The sequence below is a fragment of the Thermomonas sp. XSG genome (assembly GCF_014678725.1).
Taxonomy (GTDB): domain Bacteria; phylum Pseudomonadota; class Gammaproteobacteria; order Xanthomonadales; family Xanthomonadaceae; genus Thermomonas.
The window spans coordinates 1680000-1699347 of the sequence record NZ_CP061497.1; the positions used below are offsets into that span (position 1 = coordinate 1680000).

The window sequence follows — 19348 nt, forward strand, 5'->3', positions numbered from 1 at the left end:
CTCAAAACCACACGCGCACGCCGGCCACCACGCGGGTCTCGCCCGCGTCATGTCCCGCGTTGCGGCGCAGGTCGGCGGTGTTGCCGAAGGCGCGGTCGTGTTCGATGCCGAAGTAGGGCGCGAACTGGCGGGTGATCTCGTAGCGCAGGCGGGCGCCGAACTCGACGGTCGACAGTCCGGAGCCGATACCCGCCTGCGGGTCTGCCTTGCCATAGGCGTTCGCCTCCGTCCGCCACTGCAGGATCAGGCGATTGGTCAACAACGTGTCGTATTCGGCCTCGGCTCGCAGTGCCGTGCGTCCGCCTTGGCTGATATAGGCAGTGGCCGCTACCTCGAACTTGTACGGCGAGAGGCCCTGCACGCCGAAGGCTCCCCATGTTCGCGATGGACCTTCGCCCACATCTTGGCGCACGCCCGCCAGAACGTCCCACCACGGCCGCACGCTGCGGCCGTATAGAACTTCCATGTCCCCGTGCTCGATGAGGCCGTCTACCGCTTCGCCCTCGCTACGCAGCCAGATCCGCTGGATGTCACCTCCCACCCACGCCATCGCCTCCCATCCCAGCGCAGTTCCGTTATCCGCATCGGAGACTTCCAGTCGATCAAGCAGCCAATAGCTCTGAACGCTTGTGCCGTGCAGGTGATGGGCATGCACGTCGGGGAACGCGGCATCGCGATCAGCTTGGGTCAAGGCCGGGACTGGGGTGACCTGCGGCGGTCCCGCGTGATCCATCGTCGAGTGGTCCATGCCCTGCATCTGGGAGTGGTCCATGGTGGAATGGTCCATCTCCTGCTTTTGCGGTTGGTCCATTTTCGAGTGGTCCATGCCCTGCATCTGCGAGTGGTCCATCGTGGAATGGTCCATCCCCTGCATCTGCGAATGATCCATCGTGGAGTGATCCTCCTCGGCAGGTGTTGCCGCGGGTGAGGCGGTTTCGCGCGTCGGCGGCTTGGGCGGCGTGGTGGCCTTAGTCGTGGGCCGCTTGGGCGCGGGCGCTTTGGTGGCTGTCTTCGCCGGTGCCTTGACCGCGGGTTTCGCGGCAGGCTTTGCCACTGCTTTCGCAGGCGGCTTCTTCTTGGCGACGGGCGCCGCAGGGGTAGGCGGCGGCATCACGTGTCCTTGGTGCTGTGCGCGCGCCGGCAATGGGACAGACAGCCCGAGCGCGATGGCAATCGGAAAAATCAGGCGCACGGCGTTCATTCCTCCACCCGCACTTCCCGGAACATGCCGGATTCCATGTGGAAGAACAGGTGGCAGTGATAGGCCCAGCGACCCAGCGCGTCGGCGCGCACGCGGTAGCTGCGCTTGCTGCCGGGCGGCATGTCCACGGTGTGCTTGCGCACCTGGAAGTTGCCGTCGGCGTCCTCCACGTCGCTCCACATCCCGTGCAGGTGGATTGGGTGGCTCATCATGGTGTCGTTGACCAGCACGATGCGCAGGCGCTCGCCGTAGGTCATCCGCAGCGGCTGCGCCTGGGCGAACTTCAGCCCGTCGAAGGACCACGCGAACTTCTCCATGTGCCCGGTCAGGTGCAGCTCAACCGTGCGTCCCGGGTCCCGTCCGTCGGGATCGGCGAACGTGCTTCTGAGATCCGCGTAGGTCAGGACGCGGCGGCCGTTGTTGCGCAGGCCGATGCCGGGATCATCCAGCTTCGGCGTGGGTGCCATGGTCTGCATGTCCACCAGCGGGTTGTTGGTTTCGCTGGCGGGGTGGGCCTGCATCCCTCCGCCTCCCATGTCCGACATCGCAGCGTTGCCATGGTCCATGCCAGCCATCGCGCCCGCATTTGCCGACATGTCGTGGCCTGCATGCGGATCGGCGCCGATCGGTGCGGACGGGTTGGTGCCGGGCATGGCGTGACCCGCATGCGGGTCCGAGGCGGTAGCGGGCTGTGGGTTCTCCATCGCACTCATGTCGTGGCCCGCGTGCATATCGCCATGCCCCATGTCCGCCATGCTGATGATCGGGCGCGGGTCCAGCGGCGGAATCGGCGCGCGCAGGCCTTCGCGCACCGCCAGGGTGCCGCTGACGTAGCCTGTGCGCGCGCTGTCCTGGGCGAAGAGGGTGTAAGCGTCCTGCCCACTTGGCTGCACGATGACATCAAAGGTTTCCGCCGCCGCGATGCGCAACTCGTCCACCGTCACCGGATGCACCGGCTGGCCATCGGCGGCCACCACGGTCAGCTTCAGCCCGGGGATGCGCACGTCGAAGTAGGTCATCGCCGAGCCGTTGATCAGGCGCAGCCGCACCTTGTCGCCGGGGGCGAACACGCCGGTCCAGTTGCCCAGCGCGGTGGTGCCGTTGAGCAGGTAGGTGTAGGTCTGCCCGTTGACGTCGGACAAGTCGGTCGGGGTCATGCGCATCTGCCCCCACATCTTGCGGTCGGCGATGGTGGCGGGCAGGCCGTTGCGCTCCGCATCGCGCATGAAATCGCCGACGGTGCGCTGGTAGACGTTGTCGTGGCTGGCCATTTTCTTGAGCCGCGCGAACAGCTTGGCGGGGTTCATATCGGTCCAGTCGGACAGCATCACCACGTAATCGCGGTCGCTGGCGATGGGGTCAGGTCCATCGGGGTCGATCACCAGCGGCCCGTACATGCCGCCCTGTTCCTGGAACCCGGAATGGCTGTGGTACCAGTAAGTGCCAGCTTGTTTGACGTCGAACCGATAGAGGTAGCTCTCCCCCGGGCGGATGCCGTCAAAGCTCATGCCGGGCACGCCGTCCATGTTCGCCGGCAGCAATATGCCGTGCCAGTGGATCGAGGTGTCAGGGCCGTGGATGGAGCCGCGTGGCAGCTCATTGCGCACGCGCAGGGTAACCGTCGTGCCCTGTTTCCAGCGCAGCAGTGGGCCGGGCACGGTTCCATTGATGGTGACCGCGGGGCGGGTGCTGCCGGTGTAGTTGACCAGGGTTTCACCGATGCTGAGGTCGAACTCCGTCCCGCGCAGGGTCGGCATCGCGTGCGCCGTTTGTGCCCAGCTTGCGCGCGGCCACAGGCCCAAGCCGGCAACAGCGCCGCCCGCGGCCAGGCCCTGAACGAAACGTCGCCGCGACGGCATGGCGATGCCTTGCGGCACGCCGGTTGATTTGAATGACATGACAGCTCCACATGGTTCGGTGACGGCCTTGCGTGCAAGGCAGATCCGGCATGGCATATCTCGCATGCACGGGAAGCGGCGCCGAAGCGCCTGAGGTCACTTAGCCGATGGGAGGTCGAATAAGATTGAGCGGGACTTGGGACGAATGGCCCAAGGCGACGAATGCCCCCATGCGGGTGCGGCTCGGTGACGCGGCGGGCATCACCACGTCAAGGATGGCGGCTTGTGCCAAGTTCACGCATGCACAAGCACACGTACCCTTTGCACAACAGTCCTTGTCACAGTCGGCTGGGTGACCTGCTGGCGGAGTGGACGTCGGGGCCTGCTCTCCCGCAGTTGCCGCGCTTTCGTCGTGCCCGCATGAAGCCGTGCCGGGCAGAGCCTCGGCATCGGTCGTTACCAGAAGTGCTTCGTGAGGCATGGCCGCCATGAACGGCATTGCGACCGCAGCCATGGCGTTGCCCATTCCGTTAAGGATCAGGCATAGGACCAAGAGCAGGCGGATAGCTAGGCGCGGCATGGGCGGATCTTAGGACAAGAATTGCGTTGGCGTGTGAAAGAATGGTTGGCTGTTCTCAGGAAGGGTTTGGTGAAATAAGAAGTGAGCCACTAGGTCCCGCGTGCCTGCTTCGTCGATTTCGGATTCCGATTGGCGAGCGCGACCAATCAGGATTCGGTTTGTTCCGATATCTCCAGGGCGTCGTCGACTTCGATCCCCAAGTACCGCACGGTGCTCTCAAGCTTGCTGTGACCCAGGAGTAGTTGCACCGCTCTAAGGTTCTTCGTTCGGCGGCAGATCAGAGCGGCCTTGGTGCGTCGCATGGTGTGAGTCCCATAGCAGGAACTATCCAAGCCGATTTCCCGCACCCAGCGGTGGACGATTCGGGCGTACTGCCGAGTGGATAGATGCGGGGAGTGGCCCGATCGACTCGGGAAGACAAAGTCAGAGCCTCGGAGACCAGCCGTCCGAGTCCATGCCTGCAGCGCGTCCCTGCTCATCTCGGTGATTTCGAACTGGACTGGTCGGCGCGTCTTTCGCTGCATCACCACCGCGCGCGAGTTGACGTGATTCTCGTGGGCGATGTCGAAGACGCGGAGGCCCAAGAGGTCGGAAGCACGGAGCTTTGAATCGATTGCCAGGTTGAATAAGGCGAGATCCCTGAGATTGCTGCGAAGCTGGAGTCGGACGCGGATCGCCCAGATCTCCCGAAGTTTGAGAGGGGCCTTTTGGCCTACGATCTTGCCCTTGTTCCACGGAACTTGGTGGTATCTGCGTTTGGTAGCCATGGGGAACTCCCAATTAGAGGGAGTAACAGCGTGCTCCTCCAACTGAGTGGCCGCTTCCGACCCAAAGCGGACATCCAACGGATGTCCGCTTTGGCGCCTTCATTCGAAGTCCAGGTAGTCCAAAGGACTCGTGGTCTTGCGCGCAGCCTGCTCGACATGCGTGTAGATCATCGTTGTCTTCAGGTTGCGGTGACCCAATAACAGCTGAATCGTTCGGATATCAGTCCCTTCAGCCAGAAGGTGAGTCGCGAACGAGTGGCGAAGTGTGTGGACTGACGCCTGCTTAATGACTCGCGCCTCCTGAAGGGCTGTCTTGAAGGCAATCTGGACGCCGGATTCGGAAGCATGCCAGCGGAGCCACCGCCCACTGCCCGGGCAGTACCGCTGGACGCGAGATGGGAATACGAACTGCCACGCCAGACTCCGGCTAGCGCTGGGGTACTTTCGTTCTAATGCATTGGGCAGCGGGGCGAAGCCTGCACCTCTTGCAACGTCTTGGCGGTGTCTACTCGCCACGCGAAGCAAATGACGCTGGAGTGGCCGCTGGAGCCGTGTGGGCAAAATTGTGGTCCTGTCCTTGCCACCTTTTCCTGCACGTACATGGATCACCCCGGCTTTCATATCGACGTCTTTGATTCGCAATGTCATGCATTCCGTAACGCGCAAGCCCGAGCCGTAGAGGATATGGGCCATGAGAGCCGTGACTCCCTCCATCCTTCGCAAGATCGCCGACACTTCATGCGGGGTCAGGACTATTGGCAAGCGTTCGCGTCTCTGGATACGTTTCAATCCACTCAAATGGCAGATCTCAACCTCGAACACATCCCGATACAGGAAGAGCAGTGCATTGAGAGCTTGTGACTGGGTCGATGCGGCGACATGTTTTACCGTTGCCAGATGGTTAACAAAGCCGATGATGCCCTCAGGTCCCACCGTGCGTGGATGTTGCGGAGTGTGGAAGTGGACGTAACGACGGATCCAGAACCGGTAAGCCTCTTCGGTCCTTCGGCTCAGGTGGCGTCGTCGACAAACAATCGACACCTGGTCCATCAGTCTCAGTGGGGGAGTAGTGGGGTGGGCGGTGTCACCCCATGAGGGTCGCTCCTTTGGTGGTCAAACGACTGGAGCATACGTCAGACAAGGCTGATGTTGGATCCGGTTATACGTCATCTTGCCAGCTGAGCCCTGAGAGCCTAAAGTCTATTGAATTCATGCGGATAGCCAGCCATGCGTTATGGCTGGTGCATGTCGTATAAACGGATCAAAAGATCCGGCTAATAGGTAGTTAGACCGCACTAGATGATTGCGACTGACAGGATTCAGCAACTCCACGATCGCTACCTCGACCTCGTTCGTCTTGAGGTAGAGGAGTTCGGCGTGAAAGCCACCGAAGTGCGCCACCTGATCGGCCGCCTGGGAGAGTTCCACTGTGCTCTCAAAGTAGGCGGCAGCTTAGCTACTAGAGCCAATCAGGCTGGCTTTGACGTTGTTTGCCCAAATGGACGGCGTATCAGCGTCAAGACAACGGCGCAATCTTCTGGCTTTGTAGCGATCTCAAAGTCGACCGAATCCCTAGTAGACGACTTGATGTTGATCCAGTACAAAAACGGCGCCCTGCGGACTGTTTACTTTGGGCCACTCACCGCCGCCACGGAGTGCGCCCGTACTTATGGGCCAACCAATTGCTATGAGCTTGATCTCAGCAGAGCGGGAAATCTCGCAAACGCCCTGTTCGACGCATCTAAGAAGGTGCTAGTTAAGATGGAGGGTGGCTTTGTACAGACAGCCACCCGCAACGGCGAGTACCTCTTACTCGTCAATCAAACTGCAGCGCTGGACTTGCTTGACGCAGAGGATCGTGACGGCATCGAGCCGGTTGCGGAGTACTCATTTCAGACCCTTGAGGCGAGGAATGAGTACATTCACAGCAGGGGCTGGCCCAGTGCGGTCTAACAATTCGTCCAAGCCGACGCCGCTTCGCGGCGCGGCTTAACTCAGGTGTTAGACCGCATGTCCACAGATCGCAGCGATCGTCTATACGACACCTGGCGAGCCTCTGCAGAGAAGTTCGACTACTTCGTCCTCGGAATTCTCGGCGCGCTTTACGCCTACATCGCCAACAACTTTGAGCCTGGCGTCCTTGGGCTAAATCCAAAGACCGTTGAGTTGTCTGCTTTAGCTACGTTGTTTGCTTCCGCAATTCTTGGCTTTCTACGCGTTGAAGCATCCGTTCTTCTCACAAGTCTCAACCATCGCTATCTAAGAGCTAATAAACAACGCGGCCTTTTTACTCAACAACTCGCTAACGGGCGCCCTTTCTTGAATTCAGCTACAGGCCAAATCTACGCGCCTCATGATGCGCAAGAGGAGGTTGCTGCAATCAATAACGCGCTACCGGGCATCAAGGAACAAATGGAACGCACTAGCCGACGCGCAGAGATCACTTACGCATGGCGCAATCGTCTAGTCCTTCTTGGCTTTCTGTGCTTGGTTGGGGCCAGAGTTTGGGGTGTGTACTACCATGCGGTCTAACAATTCGTCCAAGCCGACGCCGCTTCGCGGCGCGGCTTAACTCAGGTGTTAGGTCCCCAATGAAAGGTCTTCTCAAGAGCCTGCTCGTCTTAGCTCTTCTCATCACCTCGATGTCCGTCGCAGCTGAAAGAGTGCATCTCGGCTTCACGGTTCACTACACCCTCAAGAGCAGCGCTTTCAGCGCAAAACTCGATCGCGTCGTGGTGACCAAAGTGAACCAGAACTCCCCCGCAATGCGAGCGGGGCTATTTCCAGGCGACGTAATCGAGCTTTTGAACGGTTCGGTAGTAGCCGGCGCGTCTGCACGCAAGCTAGACGCAGAGATGGGCGCCATTCGAGCCGGAGACACCGTCAAAATGACAGTGTTGCGTTCTGGCAAGAAGGTCGCCATCAGCATGGTCGCTGGGGAGACCTAACAATTCATTCAAGCCGACGCCGCTTCGCGGCGCGGCTTAACTCAGGTGTTAGGCCATAGCGAAGGTCTGCGATACGCGGAGACAAAAATGCCTTGCTTCTCTGATTGGTTCGAAAACATTGAGCCTGGCACGCCTGAATGGACAAAGGCCGAGAGGAAAGCTCGAGCGAAGCTAAAGTCAATTAAGCACATCATTGACTACTACTACGAATCCAACTCGTATCCACTTCCTGACCTTCCGGCTGGTACCAGGATTGACATGAACCGCCAGCCCAAGAATCACAGAGAACGGCAAATCAGGAATCTCATTTGCCATCACTTTCTATGTGATGGCGTTGGGCCTCAAACCCTGCGAGATGTTGCATACCTTCTAGATGAGCGAGCGCACCAGGATCGGCCGTATCTTGCAATCATATGGCCAACATATCTGTTACTGCGCAGTGGACCAATACTGCAGGTAGTCCCCTAGAAATGGCCTAACAATTCGTTCAAGCCGAGACCGTTTCGCGGCCACGGCGCCGCAAGGTACATTGTCACGTCGCCGCGGCCGCAAAACGGTCCGGCTTAACTCAGGTGTTAGGCCCCATGTCGCGAGAGTTGTCGCTAGTCGTACTGAGTTACGCTGGTAGAGCGCTGGGTTTGGCCGCCGCTGGCTTCATCCTGTACTCGGCCCACAGGCGAGTGCGCGAAGGCGCCTTCGAGATATTTGGCACTGCTGTGCGCAAGTCGGACAACCCTGGCTCTTTCTGGTCGGTAATCGCTGTAGCCGTTGCGGGCGCCTGCTGGCTGGTGTATCTGGCCTTAAGCTAGGCTGCACTCCGGGTCCGGGTCCGGGCATGGGGCCTAACAATTCGTCCAAGCCGACGCCGCTTCGCGGCGCGGCTTAACTCAGGTGTTAGGCAACCAATGAAACATTTCCGCATCTTGTTGATAGCTCTTGTCGCAGCATCCTGCTCGACGACCGCCGGAGATTTCTCTCCCAAAGACTTCATTGGGGTTTCGTGTAGCTCAAAGGATGGCGGCAAGACCTGCTTTGGCTACGGGGAGAGATATGAAAACGGCACGGAAGATGCCTGTGGCCGCATTCCAAACGGCGGGCCTGAGTTTGCCCTAAAGCTCACTTATGAGATCTCCGGATCTACGGTATGTAGCACCGTTGTTAAAACATCAGACTCCCGCACCATGCCCGTTGGAGATAAGTTCTGCTCCGTTTATCTTCAGAAAAATGTTGACGGCATGACTTATCGCTTCACTGACGACGACTCCACTAGAATCAGGCAAGGCTATCTGGCAAAAAGGTCTGACAAGTGGTGCCAGCACTTGATCGACGCACTTTAATGCCTTGGTTGCCTAACAATTCATTCAAGCCGACGCCGCTTCGCGGCGCGGCTTAATTCAGGTGTTAGGGCGCAAAGGGGGCTTATGCGCGTCTGGAGAGAAGTCTCTCTAGCTATCTTATTGGCTCTACCGGGTTGGAGTTTCGGCCACAGCGGTGGACTCAATAAGGAGGGCTGCCATACCAACCGCAAGACGGGCGACTACCATTGCCATCGTGGTTCACGGACTCCGCCTCCGCCGGCGTCCCGCCAGGGGTTCGCGCCTTCGCAACTTGCCCCACAACAACGCGCAACTAGGGCTTTTCGCAATTGTGCGGAAGCACGCGCTGCCGGTGCCGCACCTGTGCGGCGTGGCGATCCTGGCTATGGCGCGCACCTAGATCGGGACAATGACGGGGTGGGTTGCGAGCCGTACCGTGGGCGCCCATAGTTGCGCCCTAACAATTCATTCAAGCCGACGCCGCTTCGCGGCGCGGCTTAACTCAGGTGTTAGGCCGCAAGATGCGAGATCGCAGCATTCCAACTGCAGACCTGCTGCTGGATACGTCACGCATATTGGCGCGGCTGCTTCCTGTCTGGGGCGCCATTGCGCTGGTCAAGTTCATGGCGGTTCGGTTCATGGGCGCGTCCGGGGCGCCCTTTGCGGTGCCTCTGCTGTTTGGCGCCTTCTTCTTTGCGGCGCCGTTGGCTGCGTCTGGGCTGCGCAGCCGTCGGCGCATCAGGCTCGCATCTTGGGCGTCGGCTCGAGCCTTGCTGTTTTGCTTCGTTTGGGGGGCAATAGTGGTGTCGGCGTTCGTCGCAACGCTGCAGGTATGGCAAGGTATGGCTGCCACTCCGTTCAACTACTTGGTAGCGGCGTTAGCCGCCGGGTCGTTCTGCTTGGTCATTGCCACCATCCCCAGCCGGTGGTAACCGGCTTTGCGGCCTAACAATTCGTCCAAGCCGACGCCGCTTCGCGGCGCGGCTTAACTCAGGTGTTAGGGCTCTGGAGACCTCATGTCGCTCGCTGTCGCAACGCTGATTACTTCGCTATTGAGTATGCCTACTGGCGGACCAAAGCCTGAACACAATGAGTTCGTGCAGTTGTTCGCTGCCACCTGCATGGCGAACACCTTCTCGCCCGACAAGCTTCGCAACACGCTAAACAGCGAACTCACGCCCGAGCTTCCTCCTGAACGCGCAACTCCTTTATTGCGTGGAAATTCCGGTACAGCTTGGGAAGTATTTTTTGGCAAGGGACAATATGCCGTTGCGTTGACCCAATCTGGAGTCTGTGCTGTCTTCGCTCGCCATGCCGAGATCAGCGAGGTCCAAGAGGGATTCATCAGATTCGTCTCTTCGGCACCAGAACCAATGGTGTCACGCAAGATTGATTCGCCGCACGCTGGCCCTAACTCAGAAGACCTGACCACGACCGCTTACGCTTGGTCTCGTCCAGGTGAGCGCCTAGAGATCGTTTTCACTCTGACCACTTCTAAAATCGCTCGCGATCCTGAGATTCAGGCCATGGCGTCAGTGGCACTGTCCCAGTCAGAGCCCTAACAATTCGTCCAAGCCGACGCCGCTTCGCGGCGCGGCTTAACTCAGGTGTTAGGTGTCCGTGACAGAGACTCTCCCTCCCCATGTAAAGCGGATGCTGGATGCATTTAGCAAGCCAGCCGAGAAGCTCAGGAACGAGAACCCCAAGGGGAGGTGGGAGCATACCCTTGAGAGAAATGCCTCGTTGATTTCCGCGCCTTGGGACTATGAAGGCGGCGTAGTAGACGAAACACGAGAGATCACCTTCCTACGAGACTTCTTTAATCTCTTTCATGAGTGCATGCACTCATGCCAAACAATGGATGTGATTAGCGTCCTGACTCGGCAAACGCTCTCTCAAACCCCGGACGAGCATCTAACCACCGTAATCACCTACTGGAGCGAGTCTTACCTCAACGAGGTCTACATTCTCAAGCTTAGACTCGGTGATTTCGTCACGTACGCCGAGCGAAAGTACAAGAAGGACAAAGATTTCGCAGAGCCAATTGTCGGAATCTGCAAAGACCTTCGCGAGTTTGCGGAAAAGCAGCTCGCTCCATTCATTACTACCCGAGGCGAGCATGTTCACAGCCGTCGCTACCGGAGCACAGATCCAGAGCTGGCGAGACTTGGCGTGCTCGACGTCTCAATCAATAGTCTGGGTCAAACAGAGCTAAAGCCCGTGCGAGATGAAGCCATTCAAGCTGCAACTGCCTGGCTCTTCAAACAAACCGACCGAGCCGCCGAGACCTGTTGGGCGCTGTTTGACGGAACTTGCATGGTCCTCGCTGAAGGGATCGTCACAGAGAATGACTGGATCATTGTCCCCATTCCTTTTAAGGACAATCCAGATCCATTCCTCAAAGACTTCAACGCAGACACCTAACAATTCGTTCAAGCCGAGATCGCTTCGCGGCCGCGGAGTTGTTCGGTAAATTGTCACAACGCCGCGGCCGCAAAGCGCTCCAGCTTAACTCAGGTGTTAGGTGCCATGCGAACCACCATCGCCATGCTCGTTACAGCAGCACTATTGATGACAACGCAGCGGGCCGCCGCGTGCACAATTTTCTGGGACGACCGGCCGGACACTATCTTCCAGAAAAGCGATTCTGTATTTCTGGCTTATCCGCTCAAGATCTCACCGGACCCCGATGAAATACAGCAACTCAGACCAGATGCGTTCTTTCAACAGACGGTGATCTGGCGTGTTGTTAGATCATGGAAGGGAAATTTATCGGCGGGTGACACAGTCGTTACCGTGCGCAGCATCGACAGAATGGACGCATGCTCAGGTTGGAGCGTGACTACCAGGTATGACCCACGAATTCTCTATTCATCCGGGGATGCATCTCCCGCCGTCATCCAGGGGCTATCGTTAGAAGATGCTACTCTGCAACTCAACAGATTGGTTCGCAGGCGCCAAGGAGTTGGGAAATAGAGATGGCACCTAACAATTCGTCCAAGCCGACGCCGCTTCGCGGCGCGGCTTAACTCAGGTGTTAGGTGGCTTGTGAACACTCTAGCTATCTTGCTGGCAATTCTCGGATCACCAGCAATTTCCTCCGAGCCTCAGTTCAAGATCATTACCGCAGAGCCATTACAACAATTCATGGCTTTCGGTCGCATCACTGATGGGTTCGAGGCTGAAATGCGCAAAGCAATCGCCGGAAGTCCGAACCTAAAACGTGTTTACATCGAAAGCACCGGCGGCAAGACCCTAGAGGCCAAGCGCACAGCTCAATTGTTAAATACGCACGGAATCACTATTCGCGTCGCCGGAAGATGCGCCAGTGCATGCGTCGCTCTGTGGGCTGCAACTGATCGGCGAGAGCTCACAGCAAGCGCCCGCCTTGGGTTACACGCCGGCATTCCCATCAAGAAGGCCCCTGGCGCACTTGAAGCTGTTACATCCCCCGTACGGCAGAGATTGGCAGATGACATGCTGCGCAAGGCGGGGTTCTCTGATCAGTTGATCTTAAAAGCCCGCCAAGTTCCGCCCAACTCTATCCTCTGGCTCACTCCAACAGAGCTAGCCTCAGACGGCGTCAGGTTCACGTTAACGAGCCCGCCACCTAACAATTCGTCCAAGCCGACACCGCTTCGCGGCGTCGGCAAAGGCCGCTAAGATCGTGCCTGTGCCGCCGCCGCAAATCGGTGCGGCTTAACTCAGGTGTTAGGGCCCGCATGCAGTCTTTCGTTTGTCCAAGTTGTGGTGACACCCACGAAGGCCTACCCACCGATCACGGGTGGAAATTACCGGATGTGGTCTGGGACATACCTGAAAGCGAGCGAGCCAAGCTGGCAAAGTTCAACAGTGATCTTTGCCAGTTCGGCAATCGTTTTTTCATAAGGTGCTTGCTCAAGCTGCAGTTCAACGAGCAGCCCGACTACTACGGCTGGGGCGTCTGGATTGAGGTACAAGAGCAGGACTTCTACCGGTACGTCGAGCTGTACGACAAAGACGGGAGCGGCGAACCCCCTGTGTCAGGCACCATCGCCAACTCAATGCCTGGCTATCCAGACACACTCGGCATGCCCGTAGTGGTGCAATTCCAAAGTAGTACGAGTCGTCCGGCAGTTCTCGTACCAACGAACATCGGTCACCCTCTTGCGCTGGAGCAAGTGGCGGGCATAGACAACCGTCGCTATCACGAGATACTTGTTGCAACAGGGTCACTAGGCGGGCCCTAACAATTCGTCCAAGCCGACGCCGCTTCGCGGCGCGGCTTAACTCAGGTGTTAGGCCGCTTATCTAAGGACATCGCAAGTGACGAAAATCGAAAAGCAGCACGTGATGGGCATCATCGGATCGGGTCTGGCCACGTTCGTAGCCCTAGTTCTCGCGGTTAAGTACCATCAGGCCTTGGTTCTTTCAGCCATCGAGCTTGTCGCTATGTTCGTCGCCTCAATTTTTGTGGCGCGCAAGAGCCTTCCGGCCATGTACGTCATGACTGGCTATTTTGGGATCGTCCTAGGCATACCAATGTTGCTGTCTGGCAACCCCATAACCATTGTTGTGGTTATTGGCATTTTGTTCCTGCTTATTCAAGGCGTTATTGGTATATCGGAGGCTCGGGCTGCACTTCGCCCACGTACAGAGCCAGCGCTTTCGGACGCCGACAGAGCGCTGATGCACCAACACGGTATTGAGCACAATGGCCGGTACTTCGTTGTAGGTGACATGCACTTCGACCACTTTCATGACGCCATTTCCCATGCCAGTCACCTGTCAAAGGGCGCGGCCTAACAATTCATTCAAGCCGAAGCCGCTTCGCGGCTCGGCTTAATTCAGGTGTTAGGCCGCAATCGAAAAGTTGGGGAGCCGAATGAGTACAACGACCACCGTGCATGTCGACACCATCTTCGCTGAGACTGGTGCAATTTCGATCGGCTACACACCGGAGCAAGATCGGGCTTACTTATCTGTCGCTGATCCAACTGATAAGCGTCGTGCAACACACTTCGTTTCCCTTAGCCCAGAAAACCTTATTGAGCTTAAAGCGTCATTTGAGAAGCTTGATGAGGTCATACGACAAGAGAAAGCCAAGATCTACCTTCGCCAGAGCAATCCTTCATCTTTTGACCAGTCGGGCGATACGGTCGCGATACCAATTGGCAACTCGAATATTTCAATACCAAAAGATCTCTATGCTCAAGTCGCTTCCCTCGTGAGTGAAGGACAGACGCTTATCGCAGCCTCAAAGATTAGTGCAGCCCTTCCCTGGCTCGGTCTGGCAGGCGCACGTGCAGTAGCACAGTCAATTTGTGACTACCAGTTGGCAGTTGGTGACCGCGCATAGCGGCCTAACAATTCGTCCAAGCCGACGCCGCTTCGCGGCGCGGCTTAACTCAGGTGTTAGGCAGCACAGCAGGAGCTTCGCTTGCGACCTTCCAATCTTATCAGTGCTCTGATTGCCACAGCAGCATCACTAGTTTTTTCCTATTTATTGCTCAGCTCCCTGATATCCGGATCTTCTCCAACTTTCGGCGGAAGAGCGACAGCCGCATTGGGCATACGGCATGACGCCAATACTGAACCAGCGCAATTTTGGTTCATGATCATGATCTATGCTGTTGGAGCCATCGGCCTTGGTTACTTGGCCTGGCGGGACTACAACAAGTGACCGCAAGGAACGTCAAGAAAGTGCTGCCTAACAATTCATTCAAGCCGACGCCGCTTCGCGGCGCGGCTTAACTCAGGTGTTAGGCCGCACCAGAATTCTCGACCGAGCAAAGAACCCATCAAGTGAACGGACTTACCCCTACAGTCATCCTCCTGTTCTTCCTTGCAACCGCACCTGTCGGTCTTCTGCCTACCGTACTGGCGTTCGTGACCAAGCAACGGCATCGCGCATGGGTCACTGCGGGTAACGTCCTCCTGTGGTTGCTGCTCTATGTGGGAGCGCGCGCATTCACGCTAGACGGCTCGAGCGCATTCGCGATACCGACCTATCTTGCCTTGCTGGCATGGCTTTTACTGTTTGGTTGGTCGCTGCGTAGCCTGGGTAGACGGGCAGCGGCCTAACAATTCGTTCAAGCCGAGATCGCTTCGCGGCCGCGGAGTTGTTCGGTACATTGTCACAACGCCGCGGCCGCAAAGCGCTCCGGCTTAACTCAGGTGTTAGGCCGCTATGGTCAGACTGGTCAGGATTGCGGCGGTGGTGCTCGGAGTTCCGCTGATCTGCGTGCCGCTGGCGATCCTCGTCACGGTGCTTTGTGCGCCACTCTGGGAGTGGTTTGAAGCTGCAACCTCCATCCAGTCTTATGGCCATCACGGCCCGGTGGAGTGGTGCTATATGGTCAGCTTCGTGGCGCTCATGGCTGCCGGATACACTCTCGCTCTCATTTCAGAGAGGCGGCGTAGATCGCGGCCTAACAATTCGTCCAAGCCGACGCCGCTTCGCGGCGCGGCTTAACTCAGGTGTTAGGCCCCGCAATGCAGCCCCTCGACAAGTTGCGAGAGAAGCTCTCCAAGTATCCCGACCTAAGGGTTGAGGATGATGGCCGCACAATCACAGTGTTGGCCTCGGATTCTGATGGCTTTGATGTGGCGTTTAGCGTCGAAGAGTCGGGTTACATGGTCTGGTTCGGCCCATGGCACCAGTCCTTTGAGCCAGCTGAAGAGCAGTCGGCCCTAGAGTGTTTTGCGTTCGGCCTGTCCGGCGAGGCGCGCCTTAAGGTCAAGTCCAGGGGCCAGCGAGACTACAGTTGGACCCTCGAAGCATTGGAGCAGGGTCAATGGAGTACGTACTCCACAACTGCACTGCTGCTCTTCCCATTCTGGCGCCCGCGCAAGATCCGCTATCTTCAGAACCCGGCACTCGGTGCGGGGCCTAACAATTCGTCCAAGCCGACGCCACTTCGCGGCGCGGCTTAACTCAGGTGTTAGATGCCCGTGGAAAGGAGATCGCACGTGAAGAGAATGCTTGGAGCTGTCGCGGCGTGCCTTGCGGTCGGCCTGATCGCAGATGAGTTGTTTGGCCTGGTGTGGAATGCCTCCTTGCTCAAACTTCCTCACTGGGCCGGATACGCCTTTGCGCCTGCCTCGGCGCTGTCCACTCTCGCCGGAGTTGCGGTCGGCACATTTGTTTCTCGTGGGCGCTTTCTGTCCGCGGCGCTCGTACTCTGGCTCCTAGGCACCGTGGTTGTACTCACCATCGGCTACAGGGTGCAGGTCGCGGGCATGCCCATGTCGTTCGTTGATTACCTCGCGCTCAATCTGCCGGGAATTGGCAGCAGGCTAATCGCATCTGTCCTTGGTCTCGCGCTTGGATCTGCGGCCTACATGCGCTGGTCGCGCGTCGCGCGGGCATCTAACAATTCGTCCAAGCCGACGCCGCTTCGCGGCGCGGCTTAACTCAGGTGTTAGGCGCTTGTGACCCGAATGGTGGAGCATGGATTTTGAAATTTCCAATATAGAGAAGATCGCAATAGTAATTGCGTCGCTACTTCTCGCAGCATCGCTAATATTCCGTATCTATCTCTTCTTGATCGAAAGAACCACCAACGATGAAATTCTTCACAAAATGCTGGAAGAGCGATTTTTACTTTCGCTCGGGGATATGTTTGCCCTAGTGTTGCTTTGGAGATGGCCGGAGCTACAGCAAGACTCAAAACGACGCGCTCTTCCTTATATCGCATCCTACCTAACAGCCACATTAATTCTTATTGCAGTTTTCGTGCCGCTATTTGCAAAGGCTTGGTTATAGACCGCGCCTAACAATTCATTCAAGCCGACGCCGCTTCGCGGCGCGGCTTAATTCCGGTGTTAGCGCTCATGGCAACCCCTCCTGCAGTCCAGCTACCAGCCCCGCTCGTCGTAAGGTTGCTGGCTGTCGTGATGACCTGCGTCATATCTGGCCTCGGCTTAATGGCCCTGGTCACTGGTCACGCGGCCGGGCGCTGGACCCGCTATGGCTATGCGGGCCCGCTGGAAGGATCCCCTGCCCATGCATTTGGGCTCGCCATGTTCTTCTTCGGGCTTCTCCCACTGGCACTAGCAATGCGTAGTCCCAAGTCCGCGGTCCGGCTTGCTGTTGCATCTGCCGTACTGGGGTTGCTGTCGGTGTTCGTTGGTCCAGCTTTGCTAGCTTGAGCGCTAACAATTCATTCAAGCCGACGCCGCTTCGCGGCGCGGCTTAACTCAGGTGTTAGGGCTCACATGGAGGCAAGGATGCGGCTTGCACCTTTTTGTTTAGTGCTTCTCGCATTGCCCGTACTGGCTGTCGCGCAGGAGCAGTCGAGCTTGAGCCTGACGCTGAAGCTCGCGCGTGACCGCGCCTACCGCACTGCACACGTCGACTGGAAGGCCGTCGAAGCAGACGCCAGATTGCTGGTCGTGAGTAAAGGCGAGGACGCGGCAATCCGCTTCGTGCTGAAGTCGCTGGGCGATGGGCACTCCTTCTACCGGCCGCCTCGACAGGGCGTCACGCCGCTCCTTGCCGCCACCACCGCCCCTCAAGCGTCGGTCCGGGTCCTGTCTCAGCTACAGGCGCCTCAAGATGGCGTTCCGGTCATTCGGATCAATGGCTGGTCGGGCACCCCCCAGGAGGCGATGGCTGCAACTGCAGCGCTGAGGGCCGACTTGGTGAGTGCGCTTTCGGAGCCACGTTGCGGCGTCATCCTGGACTTCTCAGGCAACACCGGCGGCAACATGTGGCCAATGCTGGTTGGCTTAAGCCCGCTCTTAACGGAGGGTGTGCTGGGCTACTTCAGGGATGCACGAGGCACTGACAAATCCATCGAGAAGAAGCCGGGCGGAATCTTCTTCGGCGACTCGGTCCACGCGCTTAACAGCGCAACAGCACTGCAGCCGAAGCACCCGGCCCCGCTGATTGCAGTAGCCGTAGGGCCGCGAAGCTCGAGTTCCGGCGAGATTGTCCCAATCATGTTCCACGGTCAAAGCAACGTGCGTCTGTTTGGCCAGCGGACCTCCGGTCAATCCACTGCCAACTCGACGTTCCCTTTACCCAATGGCGGTGCCGCCAACATCACTACTGCCGTTACGCTGGATAGGCACGGGAAGGTGTTTGACGCACACATCGAACCGGAAGTCTCGACGGAGAAGCCTGTAGAGGACGCAGCACGATGGATATCGAGGCAATGCCAGCACAGGTGACCCCTAACTATTCGTCCAAGCCGACGCCGATTTGCGGCGCGGCTTAACTCAGGCGTTAGGGGCCAATCGTGACATCTCTGGAAGTCCTAGATTCCGCCATCAAAATTGGACTCGGCGCATTGATAGCCGCCCTCTCCACTTTTGTTATCACACGCGTCCAACACAGGAACTCTCTCAGAAAAGAGGCTATTGACCGAGAGTTTGCACTTCTGCGAGAGGTTGCAGAGAAGACTGAGAGATTCACACATACCACTCTCAAGTATTGGTCATTCGCGTCTGATTGGCACCGCGCGTTGCGCAAGGATAGAGGCACTCCCAAGCCTGACCTTCTCAAATCATCACAACAGGAACTTTTCAATCATTTCGGTGATGTAACAAGCGCTGAGGCGGTTTTGCTTCTATTGGGCCAAGAAGCCGCACAAGAGCGTCTCCGCACTTACGGAGAGTACGTCGTCAGCTTTCGCAAGGAAGCTAGCAAAACGTCCGAGCCCATGTCAGAGATCATCATTGAGGACTACCGCAAACACTTCCTCAATGCACGTGCCAGCCTATTCCGAGAACTCCATCAGATTTATAAAGGACTTGGCCCCTAACAATTCGTTCAAGCCGAGACCGCTTCGCGGCTCGGCTTAAGTGGTAGGTTTTACCACTCCGCCGTGCCGCGCAGCGGTCCGGCTTAACTCAGGCGTTAGGCCCCACATGAAGAAGATCGCCCGACCGGAGCCGCAAGTGACTTGGATCTCCCCGGTTGGAGAAGGATTTCAGTTGGAGATCTCCGCCACAATCAATGGGCTATTGCATCAGCTAGTGACTGTTGTTGCCGACGATCTAGATGAATCGCTCTGGGCTCAAGTCAGTTCAGGCGGCACCGAAGTCCAAATACCTCTTGCAGTCCTGCGAGATGCGCTTGACGCTGCCGTCGGTCAAGTTCACTCGGAGAGTTGGTATGACGAGCAGCTACCGACTGACGGTGAGGCCTAACAAGTCGTTCAAGCCGAGCCCGCTTCGTGGCAGCGCCTGCGTGCCTGCGCTACGCTTGCACGCATTCGCCGCCACTGCGCGTGCCGGCTTAACTCAGGTGTTAGGCCCATGCCCAAGCTCACTCGCTACCTGTGTATTGCCTTCGTCATTACCGCATTGGCCATCCCCGCTGCCTGGCTGGCAATTCAACGCACGGACGCCTTTTCCGTAGCGTCTTCCCACATCAAGAACAGCATTGACGTTCGCTCTCGCCTTGGAGAAATCCAGGACATTGACCTGTCCCTCTTCGGTTACAACATGCATGTTGTCGGCGCCGGCGGTGAAGCTAGCTTCAACCTTAAACTAAAGGGCTCTCTCGCTACCGGCACTGCTTTCGTCGAACTCACTCGGCAAGGCACTTGGCGCCCAGTAGGGACTCGGCTTGCGCTTCAAGACGGCACGGTAATGGACGTCACGCAATGAGGCATCATGGGCCTAACAAGTCCTTCAAGCCGACGCCGCTTCGCGGCGCGGCTTAACTCAGGTGTTGGCCGACGTCCGCTTCTGGCCGAAAGCTGCCTT

24 protein-coding genes are annotated in these 19348 nt (G+C 57.9%); 20 read left to right on the forward strand and 4 right to left on the reverse strand.

The genetic code is table 11. From position 1 onward, the window contains the following. Window position 1: 1 nt before the first annotated feature. The 4 genes from ICG51_RS07840 to ICG51_RS07860 all read right to left on the reverse strand — a co-directional run bounded on the left by ICG51_RS07840 (window position 2) and on the right by ICG51_RS07860 (window position 5436). Entirely contained in the window at window positions 2-1201 is a 1200-nt protein-coding gene (locus ICG51_RS07840) for a copper resistance protein B (protein ID WP_223809398.1), read from the reverse strand. Further along, entirely contained in the window at window positions 1198-3099 is a 1902-nt protein-coding gene (locus ICG51_RS07845) for a copper resistance system multicopper oxidase (protein ID WP_190279843.1), read from the reverse strand. Before ICG51_RS07845 ends, ICG51_RS07840 begins: the two co-directional genes overlap by 4 nt. Before the next feature lie 666 nt (window positions 3100-3765). Then, complete coding sequence (locus ICG51_RS07855) at window positions 3766-4386, reverse strand: tyrosine-type recombinase/integrase (protein WP_190279845.1); 621 nt, start codon at window positions 4384-4386, stop codon at window positions 3766-3768. 99 nt (window positions 4387-4485) lie between these two features. Further along, window positions 4486-5436, reverse strand: a complete 951-nt coding sequence (locus ICG51_RS07860; protein WP_190279846.1) for an integron integrase — start codon at window positions 5434-5436, stop codon at window positions 4486-4488. Between the two features lie 327 nt (window positions 5437-5763). Here ICG51_RS07860 and ICG51_RS07865 point away from each other — a divergent pair, with 327 nt between their 5' ends. The 20 genes from ICG51_RS07865 (at window position 5764) to ICG51_RS07965 (ending at window position 19249) form a co-directional block, all read left to right on the forward strand. After that, a complete protein-coding gene (locus ICG51_RS07865; protein WP_190279847.1) occupies window positions 5764-6339 on the forward strand; it encodes a hypothetical protein in 576 nt (191 codons plus the stop codon). A 57-nt stretch (window positions 6340-6396) separates the two neighbouring features. After that, window positions 6397-6918, forward strand: a complete 522-nt coding sequence (locus ICG51_RS07870; protein WP_190279848.1) for a hypothetical protein — start codon at window positions 6397-6399, stop codon at window positions 6916-6918. Between the two features lie 59 nt (window positions 6919-6977). After that, window positions 6978-7334, forward strand: coding sequence for a PDZ domain-containing protein (locus ICG51_RS07875; protein WP_190279849.1), 357 nt, complete (start codon window positions 6978-6980; stop codon window positions 7332-7334). Between the two features lie 905 nt (window positions 7335-8239). Then, the gene (locus ICG51_RS07880) at window positions 8240-8671 is read left to right on the forward strand and encodes a hypothetical protein (RefSeq protein WP_190279850.1); all 432 of its coding nucleotides are present in this window, start codon (window positions 8240-8242) and stop codon (window positions 8669-8671) included. A gap of 84 nt (window positions 8672-8755) precedes the next feature. Next, complete coding sequence (locus ICG51_RS14445) at window positions 8756-9100, forward strand: excalibur calcium-binding domain-containing protein (RefSeq protein WP_190279851.1); 345 nt, start codon at window positions 8756-8758, stop codon at window positions 9098-9100. A gap of 71 nt (window positions 9101-9171) precedes the next feature. Further along, window positions 9172-9582, forward strand: coding sequence for a hypothetical protein (locus ICG51_RS07890; protein ID WP_190279852.1), 411 nt, complete (start codon window positions 9172-9174; stop codon window positions 9580-9582). Between the two features lie 84 nt (window positions 9583-9666). Beyond that, complete coding sequence (locus ICG51_RS07895) at window positions 9667-10212, forward strand: hypothetical protein (protein WP_190279853.1); 546 nt, start codon at window positions 9667-9669, stop codon at window positions 10210-10212. A gap of 91 nt (window positions 10213-10303) precedes the next feature. Then, window positions 10304-11074: a hypothetical protein gene (locus tag ICG51_RS07900; RefSeq protein ID WP_190279854.1), complete on the forward strand. Its 771-nt coding sequence runs from the start codon at window positions 10304-10306 to the stop codon at window positions 11072-11074. Window positions 11075-11179: 105 nt separating this feature from the next. Further along, window positions 11180-11626, forward strand: coding sequence for a hypothetical protein (locus ICG51_RS07910; protein WP_190282510.1), 447 nt, complete (start codon window positions 11180-11182; stop codon window positions 11624-11626). Window positions 11627-11716: 90 nt separating this feature from the next. Next, window positions 11717-12313, forward strand: a complete 597-nt coding sequence (locus ICG51_RS07915; protein ID WP_190279855.1) for a hypothetical protein — start codon at window positions 11717-11719, stop codon at window positions 12311-12313. Between the two features lie 59 nt (window positions 12314-12372). After that, window positions 12373-12879, forward strand: coding sequence for a DUF2199 domain-containing protein (locus ICG51_RS07920; protein ID WP_190279856.1), 507 nt, complete (start codon window positions 12373-12375; stop codon window positions 12877-12879). A 76-nt stretch (window positions 12880-12955) separates the two neighbouring features. After that, window positions 12956-13435 (forward strand): hypothetical protein, encoded by a 480-nt coding sequence (locus tag ICG51_RS07925; RefSeq protein WP_190279857.1) that lies wholly within the window; start codon window positions 12956-12958, stop codon window positions 13433-13435. A 79-nt stretch (window positions 13436-13514) separates the two neighbouring features. Further along, complete coding sequence (locus tag ICG51_RS07930; RefSeq protein ID WP_190279858.1) at window positions 13515-13988, forward strand: hypothetical protein; 474 nt, start codon at window positions 13515-13517, stop codon at window positions 13986-13988. Between the two features lie 1136 nt (window positions 13989-15124). Then, the gene (locus tag ICG51_RS07935) at window positions 15125-15565 is read left to right on the forward strand and encodes a hypothetical protein (RefSeq protein ID WP_190279859.1); all 441 of its coding nucleotides are present in this window, start codon (window positions 15125-15127) and stop codon (window positions 15563-15565) included. A gap of 36 nt (window positions 15566-15601) precedes the next feature. Beyond that, window positions 15602-16045 (forward strand): hypothetical protein, encoded by a 444-nt coding sequence (locus ICG51_RS07940; protein ID WP_190279860.1) that lies wholly within the window; start codon window positions 15602-15604, stop codon window positions 16043-16045. A 37-nt stretch (window positions 16046-16082) separates the two neighbouring features. Then, entirely contained in the window at window positions 16083-16397 is a 315-nt protein-coding gene (locus tag ICG51_RS07945; RefSeq protein ID WP_190279861.1) for a hypothetical protein, read from the forward strand. Window positions 16398-16933: 536 nt separating this feature from the next. Continuing rightward, entirely contained in the window at window positions 16934-17806 is an 873-nt protein-coding gene (locus ICG51_RS07950; RefSeq protein ID WP_190279862.1) for a S41 family peptidase, read from the forward strand. A 68-nt stretch (window positions 17807-17874) separates the two neighbouring features. After that, on the forward strand, window positions 17875-18399 hold the full coding sequence (locus ICG51_RS07955; RefSeq protein WP_190279863.1) for a hypothetical protein: 525 nt from the start codon (window positions 17875-17877) through the stop codon (window positions 18397-18399). A 106-nt stretch (window positions 18400-18505) separates the two neighbouring features. Continuing rightward, window positions 18506-18787, forward strand: coding sequence for a hypothetical protein (locus ICG51_RS07960; protein WP_190279864.1), 282 nt, complete (start codon window positions 18506-18508; stop codon window positions 18785-18787). A gap of 108 nt (window positions 18788-18895) precedes the next feature. Beyond that, entirely contained in the window at window positions 18896-19249 is a 354-nt protein-coding gene (locus ICG51_RS07965; RefSeq protein WP_190279865.1) for a hypothetical protein, read from the forward strand. Window positions 19250-19348 lie beyond the last annotated feature (99 nt).